This is a genomic window from Moraxella sp. CTOTU47618 (genome assembly GCF_032017425.1).
GTDB lineage: Bacteria > Pseudomonadota > Gammaproteobacteria > Pseudomonadales > Moraxellaceae > Faucicola > Faucicola tetraodonis.
On the sequence record NZ_DALZPW010000002.1, the window covers coordinates 211,881 to 237,338 of the forward strand.

Genomic DNA, 25,458 nt, shown 5'->3' on the forward strand with positions numbered 1-25,458 from the left:
GCTATTATTAGCGCCTTTTTTCATCTTTTACACTACCTGTTTTACACAACCAGCAACTCAATTTTACCCAGTCCATCAATTTGCGCGAGGATGGTATCGCCTTTCACCACCGCACCGACGCCCGCTGGCGTGCCTGTAAAAATCAAATCCCCTGCTTTGAGCTCAAAAAACTCAGATAAATTGGCAATGGTCTCTGCCACATTCCAGATTAACTGATTGATATTGCCTTGTTGTTTGGGCGCGCCATTCACCGCTAGTGAAATATTCGCTTGTTGTATCTCAGCAACGCTAGCAACGGGATAAATTTCGCCAATGGGTGCCGAATAGTCAAACGCCTTGCCAATCTCCCACGGGCGACCGTTTTTCTTCATGGCGTTTTGCAAGTCGCGGCGCGTCATGTCGAGCCCCACGGCATAGCCAAAAATCAGCTCATGTGCCTGTGCTACACTCACATTGGCGCCATCTTTGCCAATCGCAACCACCAATTCTACTTCATAATGTAGCGCTTGCGTTTTAGTCGGATAAGGCAATTGGGCAACGCTATCGGGTCGAACCGCAATAATCGACTCGCTGTCACTGGCTTTACAAAAGAAAAATGGCGGCTCACGGTCTGGGTCACTGCCCATTTCTCGGGCGTGGTCGGCATAGTTGCGCCCCACGCAATACACGCGGCGGACAGGAAAGGTTTGTTCAGATTGATGGATGGGCAGTGCCACCACTGGCCTGGGTGGAAAAATGGTATTCATGGTGATTCTACTTGGGTGGTTGGGGTATCAGATGGCGGCTGGGTGATGGCAATATCAGTGACATGAGTGACATGTTGGTCAGCGGCTAAATTGCTAGCAGGTTGCCACGCTTGCAAAAACTTATCATGCCGCAGGCTATTGTCTTGATTGGTGAACGATTGCAGATAGTCTCGGGTGGTGGACTCCCATTGCTCACTTTGTTCAACTGAAAATTGTCCCGTCAATCGTTGGTAGCGCAAAAAAATCAGCCAAGTATTGAGCACATCACTTTCACAATAGGTGGTGAGCTTATCCCATGCTTCTGCTTGCACCATAGGCACCACATCATAGCCGTCCAACGTTTGCTTGCCTGCAAAGCCGCATAAGGATGCCACGACATCGAGTTTTTGCGACGTGCTATTCATGGCAAGCTTTACCATCAAATCGGTATGACGGTCATGATAGCGGTTGATATAGTTGTTGTATCTCATCTCACCGCTTTGGCTAAACAGCTTGGGCGCGGTTAGACCATGCTGTAACGCCCGATATACCATAACAGGTATATCAAAGCCCTTGCCATTCCAGCTCACCAACAACGGATTTTTTTCGATGGCATTAAAAAAAGTTTGAATCATTTGCGCTTCGCTATGCTCAGCCAGCGACAGCGATTTGAGTGTCATTTTGCCGCCCGCCACCCACAACACCGAAAGACAAGCGATTCGGTGCAAAGGCAGTGGCATAAAAGGATGCCCAACATCTTGCTCACGCAGTGCCATAAGCTTGGTCATGGCATCGTTATCCGATAACCCAGCCAACTCAGGGTATAGCCGCTTGCCTGTGGCAACATCGGGTATGGTTTCGATATCAAATACTAAAATCGGCGCTGGCGTAGCCATAATACTTCCTTGTTAGTTTCTTTAGGTTATTGGGTATTAAGCGTCATCTTTAACACCAAACAACCCTGTTGATAGATAACGATCGCCACGGTCACAGACGATAAATGCAATCACCGCATCCGGGTGTTCTTTAGCGATTTGGTACGCTGCCCACGCCGCACCACCGGATGATACCCCCGCAAAAATCCCTTCTTCGCGGGCAAGCTTACGCATAAACACTTCCGCATCGTGCTGATCGATGTCCATCACCCTATCCACCAAACTTGGCTCAAAAATCTTTGGCAAATAAGCGGCTGGCCATCTACGAATTCCTGCGATATTAGCACCTTCAGCGGGCTGTAAACCGATAATTTGCACGTTTGGGTTTTGTTCTTTTAGGTATTTGGACACGCCCATGATGGTGCCTGTGGTCCCCATTGAGCTAATAAAGTGGGTAATCGTGCCATTGGTTTGCTGCCAAATCTCAGGACCTGTGGTCAGATAATGCGCTTGTTTGTTGTCAGGGTTGTTAAACTGATCGAGTACGATGCCTTTGCCTTCTGCCTGCATTTGCTGAGCAAGGTCGCGTGCCGATTCCATGTTATCGACTTCAATCAATGTCGCCCCATATGCTGCCATCGCGTCTTTACGCTCTTGGGTAGAGTTGCTAGGCATAATCAGCGTCATGGCATAGCCGCGCATTGCCGCGACCATGGCAAGGGCGATGCCCGTATTGCCACTGGTGGCCTCAATGATGGTGTCGCCTGGCTTGATAGTGCCACGCCTTTCCGCTTGATAAAACATATTGTATGCAGGGCGGTCTTTCACTGAGCCCGCTGGGTTGTTGCCTTCAAGTTTGGCAAGCAGGGTGGCTGTGCCTTGGTCGGTTTGCGGTGCAAATCGCGCTAGCTTAACCAGTGGCGTATGTCCAATGCAGTCATTGAGCGTGGTGGTTTCAGTGATAAAATTATTATGGGTCATAAGACAACCTTAGTTTTTGGCCATGAACTTTTGATAATACGAGTTTTGCGCAGACGCATTTAGTCTAGCTTATAGATTAGTTAGCGTTGATTAGTTTTTTTAACAGTAATTTTTTTGAATTGCGCGCGTAGTTTAGCAAAATTCGTATCACCCGTCAGTTGCGAATCATGATTATTGTGCCAGTCATTTTTCAACCGCTATCCCATCTGATTTTATCTCGATTTTTTGCTAGGGTATAGACTTGTCAAAAATTTACTTGCGACAAAAACCCCAGCGACACAAGCAAAATTGGCTAAAATCCTATAAAATGAAACGCTATACCCCAAAACCCTGATAAAAAATCTGATGCCTAAATTAGGCTGATGCAAGGCTAGCAATGTGAGCAAACGATTTCACTTGGATTTTTCCACCGCTTATGGACAGTTGATACTGTTGGTGTTTTTGCCGATTAGCGCACTCGCGTTGACGGGTGGTTTTTTGGTGTTATCGGATACCAGTCGTGCTGCGCGTACCATTCAGCAATCAACCGCCGATAATTTGCTGGTGACTCTGCAGCCAGTCGCCGCTTCCATGCAGACGAATCTGATTAAAATCAACCAAGCACTATCTACAACTAGCACTCAGACTAATGACTTAAACAAAGACAGTGCAAATAAAGCTGAGCTGTCACCCAAAGAACTGGCGGCGCTACAAGCCAGTGTGAAATTTGCCCTACAAAATGCCATCAACGACAAACACTTGCAAGGCGTGGCGATTGTCAACGAACAAAGCAACGTGTTGGTCAGTTTTGGTGATTTGTCACAACAGCCCAATCCGCGCTTGTTGCCTTTTTTGGGACGCCACCTTGAGGCGCAAAGCAATACACAGCAAACTTATTTGCTCACGCAGCTCAACACCCAATCCAACAGCCTATTTAATAGCAAGGATAGTAGTTTATTTGGTCGAAAATTGGTATTAAGCCCGCCCGTCAATGCGACTGCCCCACTACCGACCTTGTGGCTTATTGTCAATATTGATAATGAGCCGCTACAAGTGGCTCGCTATCAAGTGATGTTGGCGTTAGCGATTACCGGACTCTTTACTATTTTACTGCTGCTATTGACCACCCACATATATGCCAGACGCTGGATTGCGCCGATTTATGAGATGCGGTTACATTTGCAGCGCACCAACGCCAACAACCTGTATAAACCGATGACCATCAACGCCAGTGGTGAAATCAACCAGCTGCAACAGGACTTGGTCAAGACCTTAAGACGTCTGCATAAAAGTTTCCAAGAACTCAAAAATCACGCCGAACAGACCGAAGATGATTTGCGATTGGCTTTTGACGAGATGGAAATGCAAAACATCTCCATTCGCAATGCGCGTGATGCGGCGGTTTCAGCCAGTCAAACCAAATCAGCATTTTTAGCCAATATCAGTCACGAATTACGCACCCCACTTAACAGTATTGACGGCTTTATCAACCTATTATCCCGTCATGGCGGCTTAAATGCCGAGCAAGACTTGTACGTGCAAACGATTCGTAAGTCTTCAGCGCACCTATTAGCACTGGTCAATGACGTGCTTGATTTTTCTAAGATTGAAGCCGGCAAACTGGTACTGGATAGTCATGAATTTGACCTGTATGCCAGTATCTACGATGTGGTGGATATGCTATCGCCACTCGCGGCAGAGAAAGATTTACGGCTGGCGGTGTTCTTCTATGACGATGTGCCGCATTATCTAGTAGGGGATGCGTTACGTACCAAGCAAGTGTTGACCAATCTTGTTAACAACGCCATCAAATTTACCGATGATGGCGAGGTTATTGTGCGGGTCAGTCTGGATGATGACATCGATGATTTAATTCATATCAGTGTGCAAGATACAGGGCGCGGGATTTCGCCTGAGCATCAAAAAGTGCTGTTCCAAAGTTTTTCGCAAGGCGATCCTTCGATTACTCGCCAGTACGGCGGTACGGGGTTGGGGTTGGTGATTTCAAAACAGCTTACCTATCTGATGGGCGGCAATATTGGTTTTTATGACAACGCCACTGAGCAAGCGGGTGATGCGAGCCAATCGCACAAAATCAAAGGCACGACGTTTTGGTTTACCTTGCCGATGAGCATCAGTAACCAAGAGCAGCAGCGGCTGCTTATCCATGACCCCATTTGGCAGTTACCCGCCATCGTCCCGCCAAAAACCGATGCCGGTTATGTGGCGGCTGATACCACTGCTGCGGTAAATATCTTGGTATGGATTGACCATCCTGCAAGCTTACAAGTGTTAAAAGGCTCGCTGCGTGACTTGCCGATTGCCATTACTACCGCAAGTACGCTAGCCAGCCTACTTGAATCGCTCAAAGAAACAGGCAATCATTGGGATTGGGTCATCGTGGACAATGGTACCACTGAGGACACCACGTCGCTGCTCAAACAAGTACGCTTACATTATGCCGGTAAATTGCTACTATTTGGCTATCAGGTCAATCTTGAGCCAGAATTGTTGTCGCGTTACCAAGCACAAGCCTTGTATCAGCCGCTCGATCGTCGCCAGCTTTACCAGCTGCTCGATAGCAATTCTGCCAGCAGCCAAGAGCCCACACTGCCGCAGTGGCATGGCTTTACTGTGCTTGCCGTGGATGACCATCTGCCCAATTTGTTGGTACTAGAAGCGTTATTGGCTGAGCTGAGCATTAATGTGGTGACGGTTAATAGTGGGTTTGACGCCATTGAATACATCACCACCCACCAGTCACAAAGCGATACCGCCGTGGATTTGATTTTTATGGACATTCAAATGCCAAGAATGTCAGGCAGTGAAGCCGCCATCCAAATCCGTAAGGTTGAAACGCAAGCAGGACATCAACATATTCCGATTATTGCACTGACCGCGCATAGTCTATCGGATGAACGCGATACATTATTGGCATCTGGGATTGATGACTATGTGGGCAAACCAATTAGTCAAGCCCAGTTATTGCAAATCCTGCAACGTTGGTTGGGTAAACACAGCACGTCCGTGTCCGCTGATGTGACTTTTGACTCAACCGCTGATGTGGCTTCTGACAAATCTGCTATCAACTCACCTAGCTCGGCGCGCTCGATAGCGCCTATAGCGTCTGGGGCAAATAACCTGCGTACTGCACCTGCAACCCCCAAAGAGAGTGCCGTATTTGCTCATACGCCATTAGCCGCCTCAGCGACTACCACCGATGACAACGCTAATCTACCAAGCCTACCATCGGTCAGCAGTCAGCATAGCGCTGAGTCACTAGCAAGTCTTGCGGTCATTGATTGGGATGATGCGGTGATGCGGGTAGCAGGTAAGCCTGATTTGGCAGCCAATTTAATTACCCTGCTGATTGAATCGATTGAGCAGGAAAAAAGTGACTTGCAGCAAGCTTGGCAGCGCCACGACAGGCAAGCCTTGTCCCACGCGGCGCATCGCATTTTAGGGGCGAGTCGTTATACGGGCGTACCACAGCTACGTCAAGCTAGCCAAAATCTTGAAGACAAGTGCTTGCTAAATATCAACAATAGCTCACCTGCGCAATTTGCCATTTTGGCACCTTATTATGAGCAAATGCTACAAGCGCTTGATAACTTGGCACAGGCTGATTTGAGTCAATTCCCTGCACTCAAATATGCCCAGCTCAAAGAAAACGATATGACTTGGAAGATGATTTGATACCCATCACCACAATGCCGCCTAGGTTTAGCACACTTGCCATTTCACGTTACCTTTCTTAAACGTATCGTCTGATATCGCCTCTTGTGCCCAACCAACAAAATCAGTAAAGTGAGATTAATGATTGCAAATCATTGCGTTTTCGCAACATTTTTTAAGTGTATTGGGTTGGTCAAATTTTAAGGATGCGTATGTCAGTTTTGTCGGTATCGAAAGTATTGCCGGGTGTAGGGTTTTTGCCATTTTTTCAGCGTGCTACTGCTTCATCTTTAGCGCAGCGTATCAAAGCGGCAAACGATAACCTTGCGCCCGATGTGCGTTTGGAACTTAGCGGTGATGATAGCGTCATTGTTTGGCTGACACGGATTGACAAGCGCAATGCGTTAAGTTTTGCGTTGATGGATAAACTCATTGATTTAGCCCACCTGCTCACCACATGGACGGACGTGCGGGCGGTGATTTTGGCAGGTGAAGGTAAAAGCTTTTCTACCGGCATTGATTTGGCGGATTTAAACAACCCAAAAAATCTAAAACAAGTCGCTTGGGAGCTTATCAAACCGTTTCAAAGTAAATTTCAAAAAGTGTGCCTTGTGTGGCGAGAACTGCCGATGCCTGTCATCAGTATATTGCATGGACATTGCCTTGGCGCAGGACTACAGTTGGCACTGGCGACCGATATTCGTATCGCCACAGCGGATTGCCAATTTGCCATTATGGAGGCCAAATGGGGACTGGTAGCGGATATGGGACTGACCCGGTCTGCGATGGGGGTGCTACGCGCCGATATCGTCAAGGAATTAGCGATGACGGCACGGATTTTTGACGGTCAGCAAGCCTTTGACTACGGTGTGGTCAGCCATCTAAGCGACACACCGATGGAAGTTGCGAAGATTTTGGTCACAGAATTAAGCAGTCGCTCCCCAGATGCCGTGCTGGCGAGCAAACGCATCATCAATGCCATGTATCACACGCCTGCAACAACCTTGTATCAAGAAAAACTGTGGCAAATCAAATTACTGCTGGGACAAAACCGCAAGCTTGCCGTCAAAAAAGCCAAGGATGAAACCGTCAAATTTATTGGGCGTCAATTTAACTAATTTAACCCATGGCTTAATTGACCTTGGTGGGTGCCATCATGCTAAGACCCCTGTTCAAACGTCGTCTTATTTTTTTAGCCAGCCTGTTTTTGGTGTGTATGGCGATTTTGTTTTTTATCGCATGGTGGGGTCGTCTGCCTGTCAACACGGGCAAATCCAGCACCTATCAAACTGCCGTCATTACCAAAGACCATCAAAAAACGGTGGCAACGGATATGCCACCTGATGAGCCCTCCAGCCGTTTTCGCCAATTTGGCTCGCAAAGCATGGCCGATGGCATCGCAGAGTTGGTTAAAAGCAATCCACAAAAAACGGGCGTTTATCCCTTGCCTGATGGCATGGATGCGTTTGCCGCACGTATGCTGCTCATTAGCACCGCAGAGAAAACGCTAGATGTGCAGTATTATATTTGGAATAACGATATCACTGGCAATCTAATGTTTCAAGCCATCAAAGAAGCGGCAGAGCGCGGTGTGCGCGTGCGATTATTGATAGATGACAACAATACCCGTGGTCTCGACCCAACACTGTGGGTACTCAATGAACACCCCAATATTGAAGTGAGATTGATGAACCCCAATCGTTTTCGCTCGTGGCGCTGGCTAGGGTTTGTGGGCGATTTTGAGCGGCTCAATCATCGTATGCACAATAAATCCATCACCGCCGATAGCCAAATCACCATCACAGGCGGGCGCAATATCGGGGATGAGTATTTTTCTTTAAACCAAGAGATGGTATTTTCTGACCTAGATGTGCTGATGGTTGGGCATATTGTGCCGCAGATGTCACAAGCGTTTGACCAATATTGGAACCATAAACTGGCTTTTCCTATCACCGATTTGGTCAAAAAACCTGAGCCATCCGCCCTAAACCAAGTGTTTACCCCAAAAACCCAAAAAGCTGATAAACCTGCGTCGCAACAACTCGACCCTGTGCTAAAGCTGAAAAACGACTATCTAAAGCGCTTGGTGGCAATCGACTTTGTCAACCAAATCAAACAACAAAAATTGCCGCTCTACTGGGCAAGCGTCCAGCTATTGACGGACAATCCTGACAAACTCGGCAGCAAAGCTAACACCCAAGGATTAAATATCAACCAAAGCTTAGGTAAAATCAGCCGTGAACTCAATTTAATCTCTGCGTATTTTGTACCCACGGAGCAAGGCAAAGACTATTTTATCAACCTTGCAAAAAAAGGCGTAGCGGTGAATATTTTGACCAATGCCATGAGCGCCACCGATGTCAAGCTTGTGCATTCTGGCTATGCCAAACACCGCAAAGACTTACTCAAAGCTGGCGTCAAGCTATATGAACTAAAACCCAATGCCATTAAAGACAATCTGCGTGATTCATACTTGACGGGAAGCTCTGCAACCAGCTTGCATGCCAAAACGTTTGAAAGCGATGGTGAAAAGGTGTATATCGGCTCATTCAACTTTGATCCGCGTTCAGCCTTGACCAATACCGAACTTGGCGTTGCCATCGCCCACCCTGTACTTGCCAACAAAATCCGCAATGAATTTTTGCAGGCCTTGCCAACAACCAGCTACACCTTGTCGCTCAAAGATGACAGTATTCAGTGGTCAACGCTCGAGAACGGTCAAATCGTCACGTATGATGAAGAGCCACAAACTAAGGCTTGGCAGCGTACGCTAGTATGGATGCTATCGCACCTGCCGCTTGAAAAATTTTTATAAGCTGTCATTGTTATGAACTACAGCATTCGCCAATACGCTTAGCGCAATTGGCTATCCTTACTACCACGGCGATTAAACAGCTCGACTTTTTGCTGATGCTGTTCTAGCGATTGTTGACAACGCACGCACAAGCGCACCCCAGGCATCGCAAGACGCCGTGCTTCGGGGATTGGGGCATCGCACTCCTCACAATGAGTTAGGCTCTCGCCCTGTGGCAATGCCCGTTTTGCCCGTTCAATCGCATCATTAATAGTCGCTTCAATTTGCTCGTTTTCTGCGCCATCCGCAGCCCAACCACTTGCCATATTTTTCCTTAGGTTTTAATAGGTTAACCATAATATGGTAGTGGTTTTGTCAAATTTCAATAGCGTATTAAAGCCGTCATCGCGCCATTTTATTGTGGCTGTAAATCAATTACCTGACCTTTGATACCTGCCGCCTCATCACTCATCAAGGCAACATACGCACTCATCAAGTCTTCGGGCGCAAGCAAGGTGTTGGGGTTTTCGCTCGGATAGGCAGCAGCACGCATTTGGGTACGCGTGGCACCGGGATTGATGCAGTTAAAACGCAGGGTGGTGGTTTTTTGGGTTTCTTGGGTGAAAATATCGCTCATCCCTTCTACCGCCAATTTTGACAGCGCATACGCTCCCCAAAACGCGCGTGGACGGCTGCCGACACTGCTAGAGGTAAACACCACTGAGCCACTTTGCGCAGATTTGAGTAGCGGTAGCAAAGCTTGGGTAAGGGTAAAGGTGGCATTAAAATTGACTTTCATCACCTGCTCAAAAATAATCGGGTCATACATTTCAAGTGGGGTTAATACACCGAGCAACCCTGCATTGTGTAAAACACCGTCCAAATGCCCGACTTCACGCTCAATCAAAATTGCCAATTGCTGCATTTCTGTGTAGCTTGCGCTCTCTAGATTCATTGGCAACAACGCAGGCTGTGCACCGCCTTCTGCTTCAATTAGGTCATACACAGCTTCAAGCTTGCTCGCGGTTTTGCCAAGTAGTAGCAGGGTCGCGCCATATTTTGCATAGCTTAGCGCTGCTGCTTTACCGATGCCATCACCTGCCCCTGTGACCAAAATATTTTTACCTTTTAGACAATCGGCAGGTGGAATAAAGTTACGGATATCATCATGCGTTGCTAAAGTCATAGTTTCCTCAAAATTTTTCTCAAAAGCTTGCTAAAAAATTCCCTAAAAATCGGTCAAATTGTTAACACCTTGTCTATGAAACAAGCGCCTAGTCACTTGTTCAAGTGTCCGCTCAAGCATCCGTCCAATCGCGAAGCAAAGCGGTCAATTCAGCGACGCTATGGATGATGTTATCTGCGCCCCAACTGCCCAAATCCGCTTGGTCTTCAGGGGGAATGTAGCCATAAGCTGCCAAAATCGTGTGCATATTCGCCGCATTGCCCGCTTGAATGTCACGAATATGGTCACCGACATACACACAATCTTCAGGCTGTAACTGACGCCCGAGTTGTTCATTCAAACGCGCTACTGCCAAATACATGGGCTCTGGGTCAGGTTTGGTGTGTTTGACATCATCAGGGCATACCAGTACCGCACAGCGCTCAGTTAGCTCAAGTTTCTCTAACAAATTTTCCGCCAAATAACGCGGTTTATTGGTGACAATGCCCCATACAATGCCACGTGATTCCAAGTGTGTTAACAGCGAATCAAGTCCATCAAACAAGCGGCTATCGACACAGATATCGGCCTCATAGGTGTCCAAAAACTCTTGCCGATAAGCCAGCAAAGTTGAGTCATCCTCAGTCACATTGGCAAGCTCGCCAAACATCAGCTTGACCATCGCTCTGGCGCCCGCAGAAACTTGCTCGCGAATGGCGGTATCACTGGGCGCTGGGTGTTGGTGTTTGGCGCACATCACCTTAATAATCCGAATAAAATCAGGCGCTGTATCAATCAAGGTACCATCAAGGTCAAACAATACAGCTTGGCATTTTTCAGTCATTTTTTGCTCAAATCAACGATTAATATTTAAGTAAAGTCAACTACTGAGGTTTGTAGACTGCCATCATGTAGTTAACGTCAACATTTTGTGCCAGCCAATAGTGCTTGATCAGGGGATTGTAATGTAAGCCAATTAAATCTTGACGCTTGCAGCCTGCACGCTGAGCAAAACGATCTAGCTCGGCTGGGGTGATGAATTTTTCATAATCATGTGTGCCGCGTGGCAGCAAGCGTAATAGGTATTCAGCGCCAATCACCGCAAACAGGTAGGATTTTGGGTTGCGATTGATGGTCGATAGTACCAATACGCCATTGGGTTTGAGCAGGGTAAAACAAGCATTGATAATAGACTGCGGGTCTGGCACGTGCTCGAGCATTTCCATACAAGTCACCACATCAAACTCACCAGCGTGCGCTTTGGCAAAATCTTCTACAGCAACACAAGCAAAATTAATCGCTTGGCTAGTTTGCTCGGCATGGATTTGTGCTGCCTTGATATTGGCTTCTCCCAAATCAATACCCGTCACCGTGGCGCCGCGCACTGCCATGCTATGTGACAAAATACCACCACCACAGCCGACATCTAACACTTTTTTGCCTGTTAAACCTGATTGCTGGCGGGCGATGGTTTGCTGTTCAATCCAGTTTAAGCGTAGCGGATTGATTTGGTGCAAGGTGGCAAACGCACCTGATTTGTCCCACCATTCATTGGCAAGGTCGGTAAATTTTTGTACTTCTTGTAAGTCGACGTTTTGCTTTAGATTCGGTTGTGTCATGATGATAGTTCCGTTTGATTTTTACTTCGCTATTTTTTTAATTCGATACTTTTTACTTTAATAGCGTTACTTCAATAGCGTGTTATCGCGTTTTTTGAAATGCGGTTGCTTGCTAACCACAATTGCCATCAAAAATAGCCTTATTCTAACAGTTTTTAGCCCGTGCGCTGTAGAATTTATGTGGCAGGCTGATAGCGTAAAACTGTAGGATAAATTTGTGGGGTAAAATAGCTTATTACTGCATAATCCCATACCTGTCCAACTTTAAATATGACTGATAAATTAAACTTAAAAAATATTATTTTTACTTTAGAAAATTTAACTAACATATTGCTTATGTTTTTCGCCAGTGTAGTTTTTTTTAGTTTACAAAGTATTACACTTAGGCACGTCCTCAATTTATGATAGTATAACGCGCAGGTATTTTCGTATTTTGAGCCCTACTAGCAAGCGATTTTCTATAAGATACTATAAGATATGAGCCGTGCTAGACCCTATGATTTGACTGTTAATGAGGCAACCATGAAAAAATTAGCAATGACCGCAATCGCCGCCGCTATCGGCTTAACCAGTTTATCCACCCAAGCTGCAGATTTTGTAGCGGGTCAAGACTATAAGGTGCTTGCAAACCCAGAAAAAATTGAAGGCAATAAAATCATTGTTCGCGAATTTTTTTGGTACGGTTGCCCTCACTGCTACAAATTAGAACCTTACATGGCACAGTGGTCAAAAAAATTGCCAGCTGATGTGGTGTTTATGCAGACCCCAGCTGCGATGAACCCTGTGTGGGAACAAAACGCGCGCGGTTTTTATGCCGCACAGTTGTTAGGTTATCAAGGCAAAACCCACCAAGCGATGTTTGACGCGATTCAAAAAGACCGCCAAAAATTGTTTGACCAAGCCTCTATCGGTCAATGGTACGCATCAAAAGGCGTGGATATCAATAAATTTAACAGCATGTACAATTCTTTTGCGGTGAATACCCGTATCGCGCGTTCAAAAGATGCGGCGCAGCGCTTCCAACTGTCAGGGGTGCCTGCGGTTGTCGTTGATGGCAAATACGTTGTGGAGGGTGAGGATGGTAAAGTGCCACAAGTAGTTAACTATCTCATCAATAAAGCCCGTGCTGAGCGTGGTGGTAAATAATCCGACAGCCATTTGCTGAAGATTAATAGTTTTAGCCCAGATGGTTTTAGCTTAAATAGTAAAAAGCCGTTTCAATGAATTAACGTTGAAACGGCTTTTTTATGGTAGTTAATAAAACCTAGTGGTCGGCTGGCGTGCCGCCTTGTGCCACAATCCAATTTTCTAGCTGTTTGGTTTTTTCATCCAATAGCATTTTATCACCGCTTGCTTCGACATTGAGACGAATCAGTGGCTCAGTGTTGGAAGCGCGGACATTAAAGCGCCAGCGTGGAAAATTGACCGACAAGCCATCGAGTTTATCAAGGGTCGCCGTTTGGCTATCAAATTGTGGGTAGCTATCTTCAAGTTTTGCCAACACCGCAGGCGCAGTGATACCGTCTAATTTAAAGTTAATCTCACCTGAGATAGGAAAAGCGGCAATCATCTCATCAACCAGTTGCGACAGTTTTTTTGGCGCCTCTGTTTTACCTGATTTTGATAGCAGCTCAATCACCAATAACCAAGGAATCATGCCACTATCGCAGTAGTTAAAATCGCGAAAATAATGATGCGCAGACATCTCACCGCCATACACTGCGTTGTTTTCACGCATGACTTGTTTGATAAAAGAATGCCCTGACTTACTGATGGTCGCTTTGCCACCGGCCGCCGCGATGACGCTTTCGGTATTTAAGATATTGCGCGGGTCATAGACAATCGCCTCGGCAGGATTTTTATCCAAGAAAGCTTTGGCAAGCACCCCCACTACATAAGTGCCCTCCAAAAATCGGGCGTTTTCATCAAAGAAAAAACAGCGGTCAAAATCGCCATCAAACGCAATCGCTAAGTCCGCTTTCTCTGCCAACAGCGTGTCTGCCGTCACTTTACGGTTGGCAATAATCATGGGGTTGGGAATACCATTGGGAAAACTGCCGTCAGGCGCATGATTGATTTTGATAAAATTAATAGGCGCGTTGGCAGCTTGTAGACGCTGCTCAAGCAAATCAATCGTTGGCGCAGCACTACCATTACCACAGTTAACAACCACTGTCAAAGGTCGTAACGCGTTGACGTCAATATAGCTTATCAGGTGGTCGATATAGGCGGTTTTGTCTTCTTTTAACTGATACTCGCCTTTACTGGCTGCCGCTTTGAACGCGCCTTTTTCTGCGATTTGTTGAATGTCTGCCAAGCCGGTATCCGCGCTAATGGGTTTTGACTGTTCACGCACCAATTTTAGCCCGTTATAATTGATGGGGTTGTGACTGGCGGTTACTTCAATACCACCAATCGCGCCATAGTGGCTGGTGGCAAAATACACCTCTTCAGTGCCTGTCATGCCCAAATCAATCACATCGATGCCCGCATCTAATATGCCTTGAATGGTGGCTTTTTTAAGGGCTTCACTACTGGGCCGAATGTCACAGCCAACCACAATCGCTGATTTTTGCTGATTTGATAGCGGTTCACTTAAAAATTGGGCGAAAGCACGTCCGATACGGTAGGCGATGTTCTCGTCAAGGTTGTTACCGAGTTCGCCGCGGATGTCATAGGCTTTAAAAGACGAAATTGTGATGGGAGAAAAATCATTCATATACGTGGCTCATGGGATTAAGAATTAAGAATGTCATTCAATTAACTGTTAATTATTCACAATCAGTTATTCACTGGCAATGATCAGCTATCACCAAACACATCGCGGCTATACACTTTTGTCTTGACGTGCGCTAATTCGGGATGTAATCGGTTCGCGACAATCACATCGCTCGTTTCCAAAAAACTCGCTAAATCATTGACTACGGGACAATCCATAAACTGCGGTGACGACAGACTGGGCTCATAGATTTTTACATCAATGGCATGTTGTTTGAGCAGTTCAATAATGTCCAAAATTGCAGAATCTCTAAAGTTATCGGCATCTTTTTTCATGCTCAAGCGGTACACACCCACGGTATTAGGCTGCTTGGCGATAATTTGACGGGCAACAAAGCGTTTGCGGGTATTGTTGGCATCCACCACCGCATGAATCACATTGGCAGGAATCCCTTCATAATTGGCTTTGAGCTGTTGAGTATCTTTGGGTAGACAATAGCCACCATAGCCAAATGATGGGTTGTTGTAATGCATGCCAATCCGCGGGTCTAAGCTCACACCGGTGATAATCGACTCACTATCAAGCCCCATGCTTTCGGCAAAGCTATCTAACTCGTTAAAAAATGCAATACGTGTGGCAAGGTAGCTATTGGCAAATAGTTTGACCGCCTCCGCCTCGGTGGGCGGCATAATTTGGCTTGGTGTTTGGCTTAGCGTGTCAGTTTGTTCGCTGGCAGTTTGGTATTGGACGATTAGTTGGTGGCAAACATCTTGCAGCGCTGGCACATGGTTTATATCACAGCCAACGATAATACGTGACGGATGCAGGTTGTCATATAACGCTTTGCCCTCCCGCAAAAACTCCGGCATAAACAAAATACGCGTATCAAATTTTGCCTGCATGTCAACGGTAAATCCAATCGGCACAGTCGATTTGATCACAATCGGCACTTGTACGTTGTGAGCGCGTACCGTTTGGATACTGGCTTCCACCGATGAGGTATCGAATTTGCCAGTGGCGACATCGTAGTTGGTCGGTGTGGCAATAATCACCAAATCTGCGGTTGAAAAATCCGCCTCACTTACCAACTGCGCCGCTAAATTCAAGGACTGGGTTGCCAAGAACTGCGCAATCAACGCATCGTCAATCGGCGACGCTTGCTGTTGTAATTGGGCAATCTTTTGGGCGTCGATATCGACCAAGGTGACTTGGTTAGCAAGTTTAGGCTGGGCTAATAAGACAGCATTGGACAGACCGACATAGCCTGCCCCAATGACAAAAATAGTTGTAATCATGGGTGATGGAACCTTACGAATCGCAGCAAAAATTAGCGACACCGTCGCTTATTTTCAGCATTGATATTTCTTATATTTTTAAATTAGGTAAGTTTTTGCCAATATCACTATAGTTTGACAAAATGGCATAGCGATGACAACGATTATTTTGCAGCCTCTGTGTTTTAGGTATTTGTATTTAAAGCCTCTGTATTTTAGGCATCTAGACTGTCAAGGCAAATACTTACCAATGGACTTAGATTGCCATGTCAAATGCGCTAAAATAGCTAGGTCAATTATATTGTGAATTTTTCATCATTTACTATCAATCACCCTTTAGAGATAACGATGCAACCAACTTCCAATTTTGCCGACCTCATTGCCTTAATGGCACGACTGCGCCAAGACTGCCCTTGGGATAAAAAACAAACCAACGACAGCCTCATTCCTTACGCCCTAGAAGAAACCTATGAGCTTGTCGAAGCCATACAATCGGGCGACATTGACGACATCAAGGGTGAGCTTGGCGATGTGCTGCTACAAGTGGTTTTTCACGCTTGTCTATATGAAGAACAGCAGCAGTTTGATATCAGTGAGGTGATTTTCACCTTACAACAAAAACTCATTCGCCGTCACCCGCATGTATTTGACAAAGAAAATCTAAAAACCGATGAAGATGTCAAAAAACGCTGGGATGAAATCAAAGCCTTGGAAAATGCCGAAAAAGCCAAACAGGGTAAACTGGCAAACCATCGCCGCACCCTTGATGCGGTCAAGGCAGGCTCAGCGTTGATGCAAGCGCAACAACTACAAAAAACTGCCAATAAAGTCGGTTTTGATTGGGACGTGGTGTCGGGTGCGGTGGACAAATTGGATGAAGAAGTGGCAGAGCTCAAAGAAATCTTACCAATCGATGGTCAAAAACCGACGCCTGAGCAAAAAGCGCTGCTAGAAAAAGAACTGGGGGATTGTTTTTTTGCCCTAGTCAATATTGCCCGCAAACTGGGCATTGATAGCGAAAAAGCGACTTTGACCACCGTGCATAAATTTCGCTCTCGTTTTGGCTTTATTGAAGATGAGCTCGCTAAAATCGGTAAAACCCCTGAAACTGCTAGCTTAGAGGAAATGGATAACTTGTGGGATTTGGCAAAACAGCATGAAAAATTTGCATGAGGGGTTTAAGCACGGGCTAGGTTTTAGGGTCTAGTATTATTGACAGCTAATACCCTGTTTACATGCCGTGTACATTTTTTTGCTAAAACAGCTTTTTAGCTAAGTTTGTACTAAGTTTGGCTTTTTTATTGCCCAAGATTGATTGTTCCAAAAGTCTGGGCAAGGTATACTGAGTTAACAGGGATTTGACCGTTAAAGCAATGATTTTTCGATTATTAGTTGGCTCAATTTTTGCCATTTTAGTTCTAGCCATTTTAGTTCTAAGTGTATGGGCAATGCCCGCACAGGCGCAAGTATGTACCCCAACCTTGACGCCCGAGCAGGCTTTTTTGGCCGTGACAAATTTGACGGGGACTAACGGTAATACCAAAAAATCCTCTGCAAATCTCCTTGCCAATTCACCCAAAGTGATTAATATCAATACCGCCAGTGAAGCACAGCTTACACAGCTTGATGGTATCGGCGCCAAAAAAGCCCAGCAAATTATTTTATACCGGCAAATGATAGCGCCGTTTGCCACAGCGGATGACCTAGCCAACGTCAAAGGTATCGGCAAAGCGACTGTCGATAAAAATCGCCACCGCATTACCACCCAATAGTGATAGCAAATCATGGGCAATCATCACCAGCCTATTCTTATTTTATACACTGTGTACTAGCAAGCAAACCGCCTCATCCTGTAGCGCTCACGTCCTACAAATAATCAATCAGTAGACAATATTTTTTGTTCACTGGATTTTTTGTAACCGTGAATTAATATCCCTAGTTAGGCAGAAATTTGGTACACTAACCGCTAATAAATTTCTGCCGTTTTCATGGATTTTGGTTACTATACATGGCAAAAAAAACTCGCAAATCACCTAGCACGGCAACCGCTGCTGGCAATACCGCAACCGATTATGTTTTAGATAGACAGTCGGCTCGCCGGGATGCCAAAAAACTGGGCTTAAACAAAGCTGATTTACCCAACTCCATCAAAGAAGTGATTAGCACACTGACGCAGGCGGGTTTTGAAGCCTACATCGTCGGTGGTGGGGTGCGTGATGCCTTGTTAGGCTTAAAGCCCAAAGACTTTGATGCTGTGACCAACGCCACCCCAAACCAAATCAAAGAAGTATTTGGCAAACGCTGCCGCATCATCGGACGGCGTTTTCAGCTGTGTCATGTGTATTCTGGTCGCGATATGATTGAAGTTGCGACCTTTCGCGCGCCGCCTAAGGACAACAATCATCTCACCGAAGACGGCATGATTATGCGTGACAATGTGTGGGGTGATATCTATCAAGATGTGGTGCGCCGCGATTTTAGTATCAATGCCCTGTACTATCAGCCATTTGACGATATCGTTTATGATTTTTGTGGGGGGCTAAAAGATGTTGAAAACCGCACCATCCGTCTGCTCGGAGACACCCAAAAACGGGTGGAAGAAGACCCTGTACGTCTACTTCGTGCGCTGCGTTTTAAAGCAAAATTGCAGTTTGATTTTGACAATGCCTTAAATCAACAATTCAACGCGCAAAACTGGGCATTATTGGCGCAAGTATCCCCTCACCGCTTGTACGATGAGACGCAAAAAATGTTCACAGGCGGCTACTTGGTGCCGATGTTACCACTGCTATTTGATTATGGTGCGTTTTCTCAGTTGTTGTTTTATCCACCAACAACCGTGACACCACTACTCAATCAAGTCACCATAAATACCGATAGGCGCATAGGTAGTGGTAAAAGCATTAATCCTGCGTTTTTTTATGCAACTATTTTGTGGGAAAACTATCTGTATTTATTGGATAAGTTTAAAAAGAACACACCGTTTAGCGACGCGCAAAACCAAGCCGCCAATAAAGTCTTGGACAAGCAGCGCCAGCACACGGCCATGCCCAAGTTTGCCGAGCAGTTTATTAAAGATATTTGGCTCATGCAGCCAAGACTTGCCCAGCCGCGCAAAAAAAATTTGCAAAAGCTGTTTGAAAATCCGCGTTTTCGGGCTGCCTATGACTTTTTGATGATGCGTGAGCAAGTGGAAGCCAAAAACCAAGCGCTTGCCAAACAACATGGCGCAGCGATTACGTTGGATGATGAAAGCACCAACGGCATGGGGCATTGGTGGGCGTGGTTTCAAACCCTAGGTGCCAAACAGCAGCAACAAGCGATTGATGAGTTCGACCTTGAATCGGTACGTTTGCGCTTTGCCAATATTGTCAATCAGACCAGTTTTGAGGATGACAACGTTGCTTATCAAACTAGCGATACGGTGCGTGATAATGAAGCAGGCATGGGTAGTGATTTGAGTCATGCACAGCGCCGCCGCGAACGACGTCGTTTGCCGTTTGCAGCAAATAGCCAAATCGAGCATGAACTGCTGCAAGATACCGTGCTATCTACCAAAGCGCACAAACTAACACAGCAGCAGCAACTTGAAAAAGCCCAACTGCAGCAGTTATCGCTTGCCAGTCACACCAACTCAGCACCCGCTAAGTCACTTATCGTAGCGCCAATCACAGCGCAAAAAGACGATGACCACCCTTATCAGCCGACAGTTTCTGCTTCAGTATCAGCTTCTACTGAGACAAGTGCACGCCCAAATGATTCGCACCCAAATAATTCACAACTAAGTCGCTCACGCAAACGCGACAAAGCCTATTTATCGGCAGCCAGTGTACCTGCCAAACGTGCGCGACGTACCCCCAGCTCAAACTGGTCGATTTTGGAGCAACGTCAGCAAGCGGATATCGCAACATCCGCTAGTGATTTGCGTGGCGAACCTGTCAGCCCAACGCCCGTCAGACAAAGCACCGACAATCAGGCGGTGACTCGTACCGATACTGATATTGTCTCTAGCACTGACATTCGCACTGGCACGGTCAAGCATTCGGCACCCAATGAATCAATGATTGACAATGGCGTGGTACAGCCAAAGCCAAAGCGTGCGCCACGGACGCGTAAAAAAGCGGTTACTGATAGCAAAGTCTCAGCAGAAGCGGTGACTAAGGACGAGGCACCGGCACCGGCAAAACGCACTCGCAAACGCGCGGTCAAAATCGACGGTCATCAGCCATGATTACGTGCTATATCGGCTTGGGTGGCAATATCGCAAACGCACTTGGTACGCCAAGGCAGCATATTGCCAATGCTATTGCGGCGTTTTACGCATCGCCGCACTTTGCCAATGTTACAGCATCATCACTGTATCAATCCAAAGCCTTTGGGGTCACCGACCAGCCCGATTTTTTTAATGCAGTCGTAAAAGTTGATACCGATTTGGCGCCCTTAGCCCTACTGGATTTTTGCCAAAGTTTGGAGAGCGCTGCCAAGCGCACGCGTTTGCGCCACTGGGGTGAGCGTAGTTTGGATGTCGATGTACTGTTGTATGGTAATGACACAATCAACAATGCGCGTTTAACCGTGCCACATGAGGGCTTATTTGCGCGTAATTTTGTGCTAATTCCGATGCTAGAGCTTGACCCGACCCTTATGGTAAATGGGCAAAAATTGGCAGATTTACCGACCAGTCAACAGTGGCAGGGCTTGGAAAAATTAACCCATATCAGTTAACATTGATTTTTGTAAAAATTAACAAATTATTGGCGCTATGGATTTGAAATCGCAAAAAATTAAACCATTGTTAAAGTAACGTTTTTTGTTTTCCCTATTTCTTGTTTTTGCCTGTTTCTTTTGCCCTTGCTTCTTTTAGCTTTACTTCTTTTACCATTGATTCTTTTAACCTTGCTTTTTAAAGGAAACCGCATGAGCTACGTTAGCAACCTAGAATCTAACCCTGATTCAACAACTGAGTCAACATCTGCCGCAGCGACGACCAAGCCTAAATTACCTGTGACTTTGTCCACCTTAAACAAACTCAAAGCCAATGGCGAGACGTTCTCGTGCTTGACCTGTTATGACGCAAGTTTTGCAGCAGCCATGCAAGTTGCCGCGATTGATGCGATTTTGATTGGCGATAGCCTTGGAATGGTAGTGCAAGGACAAACCTCAACCTTGCCGGTGACAATCGCAGACATGGTATATCATACCCAAAACGTGGCTCGTGCCAACAGTCATGCACTGATTTTATGTGATTTACCTTTTATGAGTGTCGCCACGCTTGAGCGCGCACTCGATGCCAGCCAAGCGGTGATGCAAGCAGGCGCGCATGTGGTCAAAATCGAAGGCGGTGCCGAGCTTGCCAAAATCGTGTCAGTGCTTGCCAACAACGGCGTGCCGACCTGCGTGCATTTAGGTTTGACGCCGCAATCAGTGAATGTGTTTGGTGGCTACAAAGTACAAGGCAAAACCGATGCCCAAGCGGAAAAACTCATATCTGACTGTCAAGCCGTGGTAGAAGCGGGCGCAGCCATTTTACTGCTCGAATGTGTCCCCGCTGAGCTTGCCAAAAAAGTGCGTGACACTTTCCCCGTGCCAGTGATTGGCATTGGTGCGGGCGTGGAGTGTGATGGTCAAGTGCTGGTCATGCACGATATGCTTGGGGTATATACCCGTAAACCTGCCAAGTTTGTCAAAGACTTTTTGACCGACGAGCATAACGAAACCAAGGATATCACCGGGGCGTTTAAAGCCTATCATAAAGCGGTCAAAGACCGTACGTTCCCAACGCCAGCCCATAGTTTTTAGTAATCATAAAGGCAAAACAATGCAAGTATTTCATACCATCAGCGCATTACGTGACACCTTAAAACCTTTACGCCATCAAGCGGCTGCGCCAAAGATAGCGCTGGTCCCCACGATGGGTAATTTGCACAGCGGTCACGTGACCCTCGTCAAAAAAGCCAAAGAACTGGCCGATATCGTGGTGGTCAGTGTGTTTGTTAACCCAACCCAATTTGGCGTGGGGGAAGACTTTGATACCTACCCACGCACGCTAGAGGCTGATGTGGCAAAACTTACCGAAGCAGGGGCAAATTTTGTATTTGCCCCAAGCGTGGAAGAAATGTACCCAACCTACCCTAACAACGTGCAAGTGCTGTCAGGCGATATTAGCAAAATCTTGTGTGCCAACACTCGCCCCACCCACTTTGATGGTGTCGGCTTGGTGGTGAGTAAACTGTTTAATATCGTCCAACCTGACATCGCTGTTTTTGGCAAAAAAGACTATCAACAACTTGCGATTATCCGCCAGTTGGTCGCTGAGCTAAATTTCCCGATTGAGATTGTCGGGGTGGATATCGTGCGGGCTTGTGACGGGTTGGCATTATCGTCTCGCAATCAATACCTAAGCGAAGCAGAACGTCAACTTGCCCCCACCTTGCAAAAAAGCTTGCAACAGCTTGCCCATGAGCTAAAAACTGCCAATTTTGCCGATTTTGACAAGATTATTGCCGGCGCAATCGATAAGTTAAATCGCGTGACGGTGGCTGATTCAGGCTTTAAAGTGGATTATTTGGAAGTTAAAAATCGCTTATTACAACCGCCGAAACCCACTGATAAAGACTTGGTAATTTTGACCGCTGCTTTTTTGGGCAAGAAAACACGGCTTTTAGATAACCTAGAGTTTAGTCGGGAAATGAATCAGGAACTGAATCAAGAATTGGGTAGCGATTTTAATCAACAACTTACCACCGCATCTGTAAAGGATTAACTATGTCAACGCTACAAGTTATCATTGTTTCAGGACGTTCAGGCTCGGGTAAGACATCGGTTCTCAATATTATGGAAGACTTTGGCTATTATCCCATTGATAATTTGCCACTCTCGCTAGTCCCTAGTGCCATTGATAAACTTGTACATGACAGCCAAATTTACAAAATCGCCATTGGTATCGATGTACGCTCGCCACAAGCGGACTTATCGCGGTTTGCCGAGGTCTATCATAAGCTTATAGAAACTTATAGCAAACCGGCGATTAAAATACTGTATGTGACTGCCCAAGAAAGCGTCCTGGTGGCACGGTTTGACGCCACGCGCCGTGTCCATCCGTTAATGGCGGTGTCGGGTAATCTACCCAATGCCATCAAAAAAGAAATCGATATCTTAGAGCCGATTGCCATCCGCGCTGATATCAAAATAGACACCAGCCTTCTTAATATCCACCAACTCAAAGAAGTCATCCGCGATCATTTGGGTGTGGATAATGCAGTAACCGTCAATATTTTATCCTTTGGGTTTAAATATGGGGCACCGATTGATGCTGATTTTATTTTTGATGTGCGCACCCTGCCAAACCCGCATTGGAAGATTGAACTGCGCAACCAGACAGGGCTAGATGATGGGGTCAAAGCATTTTTTGCTGACTACAGCGAAGTAGATGACATGGCGAATGATATTATCGCTTTTTTTAAAAAATGGTTACCGCCTTTTTTGCACAACAATCGCCATACCGTGACCATCGCTATCGGTTGTACTGGGGGCAAACACCGCTCTGTGTATATCGCAGAAAAGTTGGGTGAGTCACTGACCCAATCGCTACCCAAAGAGATGGTGGTACGTCTCAAGCACCGTGAAAAAAACCGCTGGTAGCACGTTCTGAATCAACTTTATACTTATGATTGATAACTTTGAGATTGATAAATGATTAATTTTGACCAAATGGATATGGCGGTTAGCCGTACCGAACTAAAAAAAGCCCATGAACGCCTACAGCGACTGGCTGAGCCGCTTGCCAATTTGTCAAAAAAACAAATGAAGGCACTGCCTGCCAGTGAGTTTTTTTTGGATGACTTGCTGCAGCTTGCCGATATCACCAGCCATGAAGCACGTAAACGTCACATCAAGCGTTTAGGTAAATTGCTGGCTGAAGAAGAACCGCATGCGATTGTCGAATTTTTATTTCGCCATACCTTTAGCCCTGAGCAACAAGCCAAAATTGAAAGTTGGCAAACGCGGCTAAATTTGCAAGATGACAATACCTTAAAACAATTTACCAAAACTTTTTTTGACAGTGAATTCAACACCATCAAGCAGCTACTGATTTGGATTGCCTACGCCGAATACACCCAAGATGATGAATTGATGAATGAGAGTGTGGCTGATTTACACACTTATATTCGCCAAGTGGCGATTTTGTCCAAAGGTAAATAGTCGGACTGACTGCCAGTTTTCTGACCCCTTATCCCTATGTGGCTTGGCTAGTGAGTATTGCTTTTTTGGTGGGTTGGGGTTGGCGCGCTAGCCTATGAGTCGCTTTTTTACTACCAAAGCTATTTTCATCATAAAATAACGTAAAATTGCTTTTATTTTATAGAGTGAGCCGCTAAGGTATGCCGTCAGCCTTAGCCATCCTGTCCGCAATGAGTCATTTTCACCAGTTACGTCAACACACCCAGTCCAATCCCAATTATCCCAACCAAATTCGCCAATGGCGCGTGATTGTCATGGCGATTTCGGCATTTATTTTTAATACCACCGAATTTGTGCCGATTGCGCTGCTCTCTGACATTGGTTATAGCTTTGCCATGCCGGTAGAAACGGTGGGGCATATGATTACTATCTATGCTTGGATTGTGGCTATTTTGTCGCTCCCTGCCATGCTTGTCACTGCCCGTATCGAACGACGTAAGCTATTGATAGCATTATTTGTTATCTTTATCGGGGGGCATGCGGTGTCGGTGATGGCGCAAAGTTTTGCCATGCTGTTAATTGGGCGGGCATTGATTGCGCTAGCACATGCGGTGTTTTGGTCAATTACCGCAAGCCTTGTGGTGCGTGTGGCGCCCAAAGATCGTCAAACCAAGGCCTTGGGGCTACTATCAATGGGTAGCGCGCTGGCGACGGTGCTTGGGCTGCCGTTAGGTCGGATGGTTGGGCAGTGGCTTGGGTGGCGGATGACGTTTGGTACGATTGGCGCGGCTGCGCTGTTGGCAATGATTATGGTGTGGTGGATTTTACCAAAACTGCCGAGCAAAGATGTCGGCTCAGCGGCAAGTTTACCCAGTATTTTTAATAATATCCCCTTGCTCACTGTCTATACACTCACTGTGCTATGTGTGACGGCACACTTTACGGCATATAGTTATATTGAGCCTTATATGCTGACGATTAGTCAGTTTAGTCAGCAATTTGCCACGGTGATTTTGCTGAGTTTTGGGGTGGCAGGGTTGCTAGCGAGCTGGCTATTTGGGCACTTTTATGACCGTTTTCCACGGGCGTTTTTGATTAGCGCGATGGCAACGCTGCTGTTTTCGTTGTTGGCATCCGCTTGGCTGCCCCATGTGCCAATCTTATGGCTTGTCCTAGCGATGCTATGGGGCTTGGCAATTACGGCGATTAGCCTTGCTTTTCAGCTACGCGTATTGCAGCTTGCGCCCAATGCCACTGATGTAGCAATGTCAATTTTTTCAGGAATTTATAACATCGGTATCGGCGGCGGCGCGTTCGTCGGTGGACTGGTGATTGCAAGCCTAGGACTGGCGATGGTGGGTTATGTAGGGGCAGGTATCGCGCTCATTGCCATGGTTTGCCTAATGGTGTATTTGGCGCGCACCCAAAAGTAATCAGACCCTGTAGCTTACTTGTAATTGCCCTTAGACTT

At 46.3% G+C, this 25,458-nt stretch carries 22 protein-coding genes; 13 read left to right on the top strand and 9 right to left on the bottom strand.

All coding sequences use genetic code 11. The features are described from left to right. Nucleotides 1-41: 41 nt before the first annotated feature. The 3 genes from RTS09_RS03165 to cysM are packed head-to-tail and all read right to left on the bottom strand — an operon-like array spanning nucleotide 42 to nucleotide 2,581. Nucleotides 42-746 (bottom strand): fumarylacetoacetate hydrolase family protein, encoded by a 705-nt coding sequence (locus RTS09_RS03165; protein ID WP_312534245.1) that lies wholly within the window; start codon nucleotides 744-746, stop codon nucleotides 42-44. Further along, the gene (locus RTS09_RS03170; RefSeq protein WP_050325271.1) at nucleotides 743-1,621 is read right to left on the bottom strand and encodes a 3'-5' exonuclease; all 879 of its coding nucleotides are present in this window, start codon (nucleotides 1,619-1,621) and stop codon (nucleotides 743-745) included. Before RTS09_RS03170 ends, RTS09_RS03165 begins: the two co-directional genes overlap by 4 nt. 36 nt (nucleotides 1,622-1,657) lie before the next feature. Next, nucleotides 1,658-2,581, bottom strand: a complete 924-nt coding sequence (gene cysM, locus RTS09_RS03175) for a cysteine synthase CysM (RefSeq protein ID WP_312534247.1) — start codon at nucleotides 2,579-2,581, stop codon at nucleotides 1,658-1,660. A gap of 378 nt (nucleotides 2,582-2,959) precedes the next feature. Here cysM and RTS09_RS03180 point away from each other — a divergent pair, with 378 nt between their 5' ends. The 3 genes from RTS09_RS03180 to RTS09_RS03190 all read left to right on the top strand — a co-directional run bounded on the left by RTS09_RS03180 (nucleotide 2,960) and on the right by RTS09_RS03190 (nucleotide 9,050). Further along, a complete protein-coding gene (locus tag RTS09_RS03180) occupies nucleotides 2,960-6,256 on the top strand; it encodes an ATP-binding protein (RefSeq protein ID WP_312534248.1) in 3,297 nt (1,098 codons plus the stop codon). A gap of 191 nt (nucleotides 6,257-6,447) precedes the next feature. Continuing rightward, nucleotides 6,448-7,353 carry a crotonase/enoyl-CoA hydratase family protein gene (locus tag RTS09_RS03185; protein ID WP_312534250.1) on the top strand — a complete coding sequence of 302 codons (906 nt, stop codon included), beginning with the start codon at nucleotides 6,448-6,450 and terminating at the stop codon, nucleotides 7,351-7,353. Nucleotides 7,354-7,391: 38 nt separating this feature from the next. Next, on the top strand, nucleotides 7,392-9,050 hold the full coding sequence (locus tag RTS09_RS03190; protein WP_312534251.1) for a phospholipase D family protein: 1,659 nt from the start codon (nucleotides 7,392-7,394) through the stop codon (nucleotides 9,048-9,050). A 38-nt stretch (nucleotides 9,051-9,088) separates the two neighbouring features. Here the strand turns inward: RTS09_RS03190 and RTS09_RS03195 are convergent, their stop codons facing one another. The 4 genes from RTS09_RS03195 to ubiG all read right to left on the bottom strand — a co-directional run bounded on the left by RTS09_RS03195 (nucleotide 9,089) and on the right by ubiG (nucleotide 11,813). Beyond that, a complete protein-coding gene (locus tag RTS09_RS03195; protein ID WP_007116234.1) occupies nucleotides 9,089-9,355 on the bottom strand; it encodes a DksA/TraR family C4-type zinc finger protein in 267 nt (88 codons plus the stop codon). Nucleotides 9,356-9,444: 89 nt separating this feature from the next. Further along, entirely contained in the window at nucleotides 9,445-10,215 is a 771-nt protein-coding gene (locus RTS09_RS03200) for a YciK family oxidoreductase (RefSeq protein WP_309593240.1), read from the bottom strand. 112 nt (nucleotides 10,216-10,327) lie between these two features. Beyond that, on the bottom strand, nucleotides 10,328-11,038 hold the full coding sequence (locus RTS09_RS03205) for an HAD family hydrolase (RefSeq protein ID WP_312534252.1): 711 nt from the start codon (nucleotides 11,036-11,038) through the stop codon (nucleotides 10,328-10,330). A 40-nt stretch (nucleotides 11,039-11,078) separates the two neighbouring features. Beyond that, nucleotides 11,079-11,813, bottom strand: coding sequence for a bifunctional 2-polyprenyl-6-hydroxyphenol methylase/3-demethylubiquinol 3-O-methyltransferase UbiG (gene ubiG / locus RTS09_RS03210; protein WP_312534253.1), 735 nt, complete (start codon nucleotides 11,811-11,813; stop codon nucleotides 11,079-11,081). 522 nt (nucleotides 11,814-12,335) lie between these two features. Here ubiG and RTS09_RS03215 point away from each other — a divergent pair. Further along, a complete protein-coding gene (locus RTS09_RS03215) occupies nucleotides 12,336-12,959 on the top strand; it encodes a thiol:disulfide interchange protein DsbA/DsbL (RefSeq protein ID WP_040403627.1) in 624 nt (207 codons plus the stop codon). Between the two features lie 118 nt (nucleotides 12,960-13,077). Here RTS09_RS03215 and RTS09_RS03220 read toward each other — a convergent pair whose 3' ends face one another. After that, a complete protein-coding gene (locus RTS09_RS03220) occupies nucleotides 13,078-14,532 on the bottom strand; it encodes a phosphohexomutase domain-containing protein (RefSeq protein WP_312534255.1) in 1,455 nt (484 codons plus the stop codon). Nucleotides 14,533-14,615: 83 nt separating this feature from the next. Beyond that, nucleotides 14,616-15,827 carry a nucleotide sugar dehydrogenase gene (locus RTS09_RS03225; RefSeq protein WP_312534256.1) on the bottom strand — a complete coding sequence of 404 codons (1,212 nt, stop codon included), beginning with the start codon at nucleotides 15,825-15,827 and terminating at the stop codon, nucleotides 14,616-14,618. Between the two features lie 327 nt (nucleotides 15,828-16,154). On the opposite strand from RTS09_RS03225, the gene mazG reads away from it, so the two are divergent. The 9 genes from mazG (at nucleotide 16,155) to RTS09_RS03270 (ending at nucleotide 25,420) form a co-directional block, all read left to right on the top strand. Further along, entirely contained in the window at nucleotides 16,155-16,979 is an 825-nt protein-coding gene (mazG, locus tag RTS09_RS03230) for a nucleoside triphosphate pyrophosphohydrolase (RefSeq protein WP_312534258.1), read from the top strand. A 275-nt stretch (nucleotides 16,980-17,254) separates the two neighbouring features. Continuing rightward, complete coding sequence (locus RTS09_RS03235) at nucleotides 17,255-17,578, top strand: ComEA family DNA-binding protein (protein ID WP_312534260.1); 324 nt, start codon at nucleotides 17,255-17,257, stop codon at nucleotides 17,576-17,578. Between the two features lie 236 nt (nucleotides 17,579-17,814). Further along, the gene (gene pcnB, locus RTS09_RS03240) at nucleotides 17,815-20,037 is read left to right on the top strand and encodes a polynucleotide adenylyltransferase PcnB (RefSeq protein ID WP_312534261.1); all 2,223 of its coding nucleotides are present in this window, start codon (nucleotides 17,815-17,817) and stop codon (nucleotides 20,035-20,037) included. Continuing rightward, a complete protein-coding gene (gene folK, locus RTS09_RS03245; protein ID WP_312534262.1) occupies nucleotides 20,034-20,531 on the top strand; it encodes a 2-amino-4-hydroxy-6-hydroxymethyldihydropteridine diphosphokinase in 498 nt (165 codons plus the stop codon). The genes pcnB and folK overlap by 4 nt, the downstream gene beginning before the upstream one ends. A 192-nt stretch (nucleotides 20,532-20,723) precedes the next feature. Then, the gene (panB, locus tag RTS09_RS03250) at nucleotides 20,724-21,605 is read left to right on the top strand and encodes a 3-methyl-2-oxobutanoate hydroxymethyltransferase (RefSeq protein WP_312534263.1); all 882 of its coding nucleotides are present in this window, start codon (nucleotides 20,724-20,726) and stop codon (nucleotides 21,603-21,605) included. A 19-nt stretch (nucleotides 21,606-21,624) separates the two neighbouring features. Beyond that, nucleotides 21,625-22,569: a pantoate--beta-alanine ligase gene (gene panC, locus RTS09_RS03255; RefSeq protein ID WP_312534264.1), complete on the top strand. Its 945-nt coding sequence runs from the start codon at nucleotides 21,625-21,627 to the stop codon at nucleotides 22,567-22,569. Nucleotides 22,570-22,571: 2 nt separating this feature from the next. Continuing rightward, nucleotides 22,572-23,447 (top strand): RNase adapter RapZ, encoded by an 876-nt coding sequence (gene rapZ, locus RTS09_RS03260; protein ID WP_062333200.1) that lies wholly within the window; start codon nucleotides 22,572-22,574, stop codon nucleotides 23,445-23,447. Between the two features lie 51 nt (nucleotides 23,448-23,498). Then, nucleotides 23,499-24,008 carry a ribosome biogenesis factor YjgA gene (gene yjgA, locus RTS09_RS03265; RefSeq protein ID WP_050325287.1) on the top strand — a complete coding sequence of 170 codons (510 nt, stop codon included), beginning with the start codon at nucleotides 23,499-23,501 and terminating at the stop codon, nucleotides 24,006-24,008. A gap of 179 nt (nucleotides 24,009-24,187) precedes the next feature. Continuing rightward, nucleotides 24,188-25,420, top strand: coding sequence for a sugar transporter (locus RTS09_RS03270; RefSeq protein WP_312534266.1), 1,233 nt, complete (start codon nucleotides 24,188-24,190; stop codon nucleotides 25,418-25,420). Nucleotides 25,421-25,458: the final 38 nt, after the last annotated feature.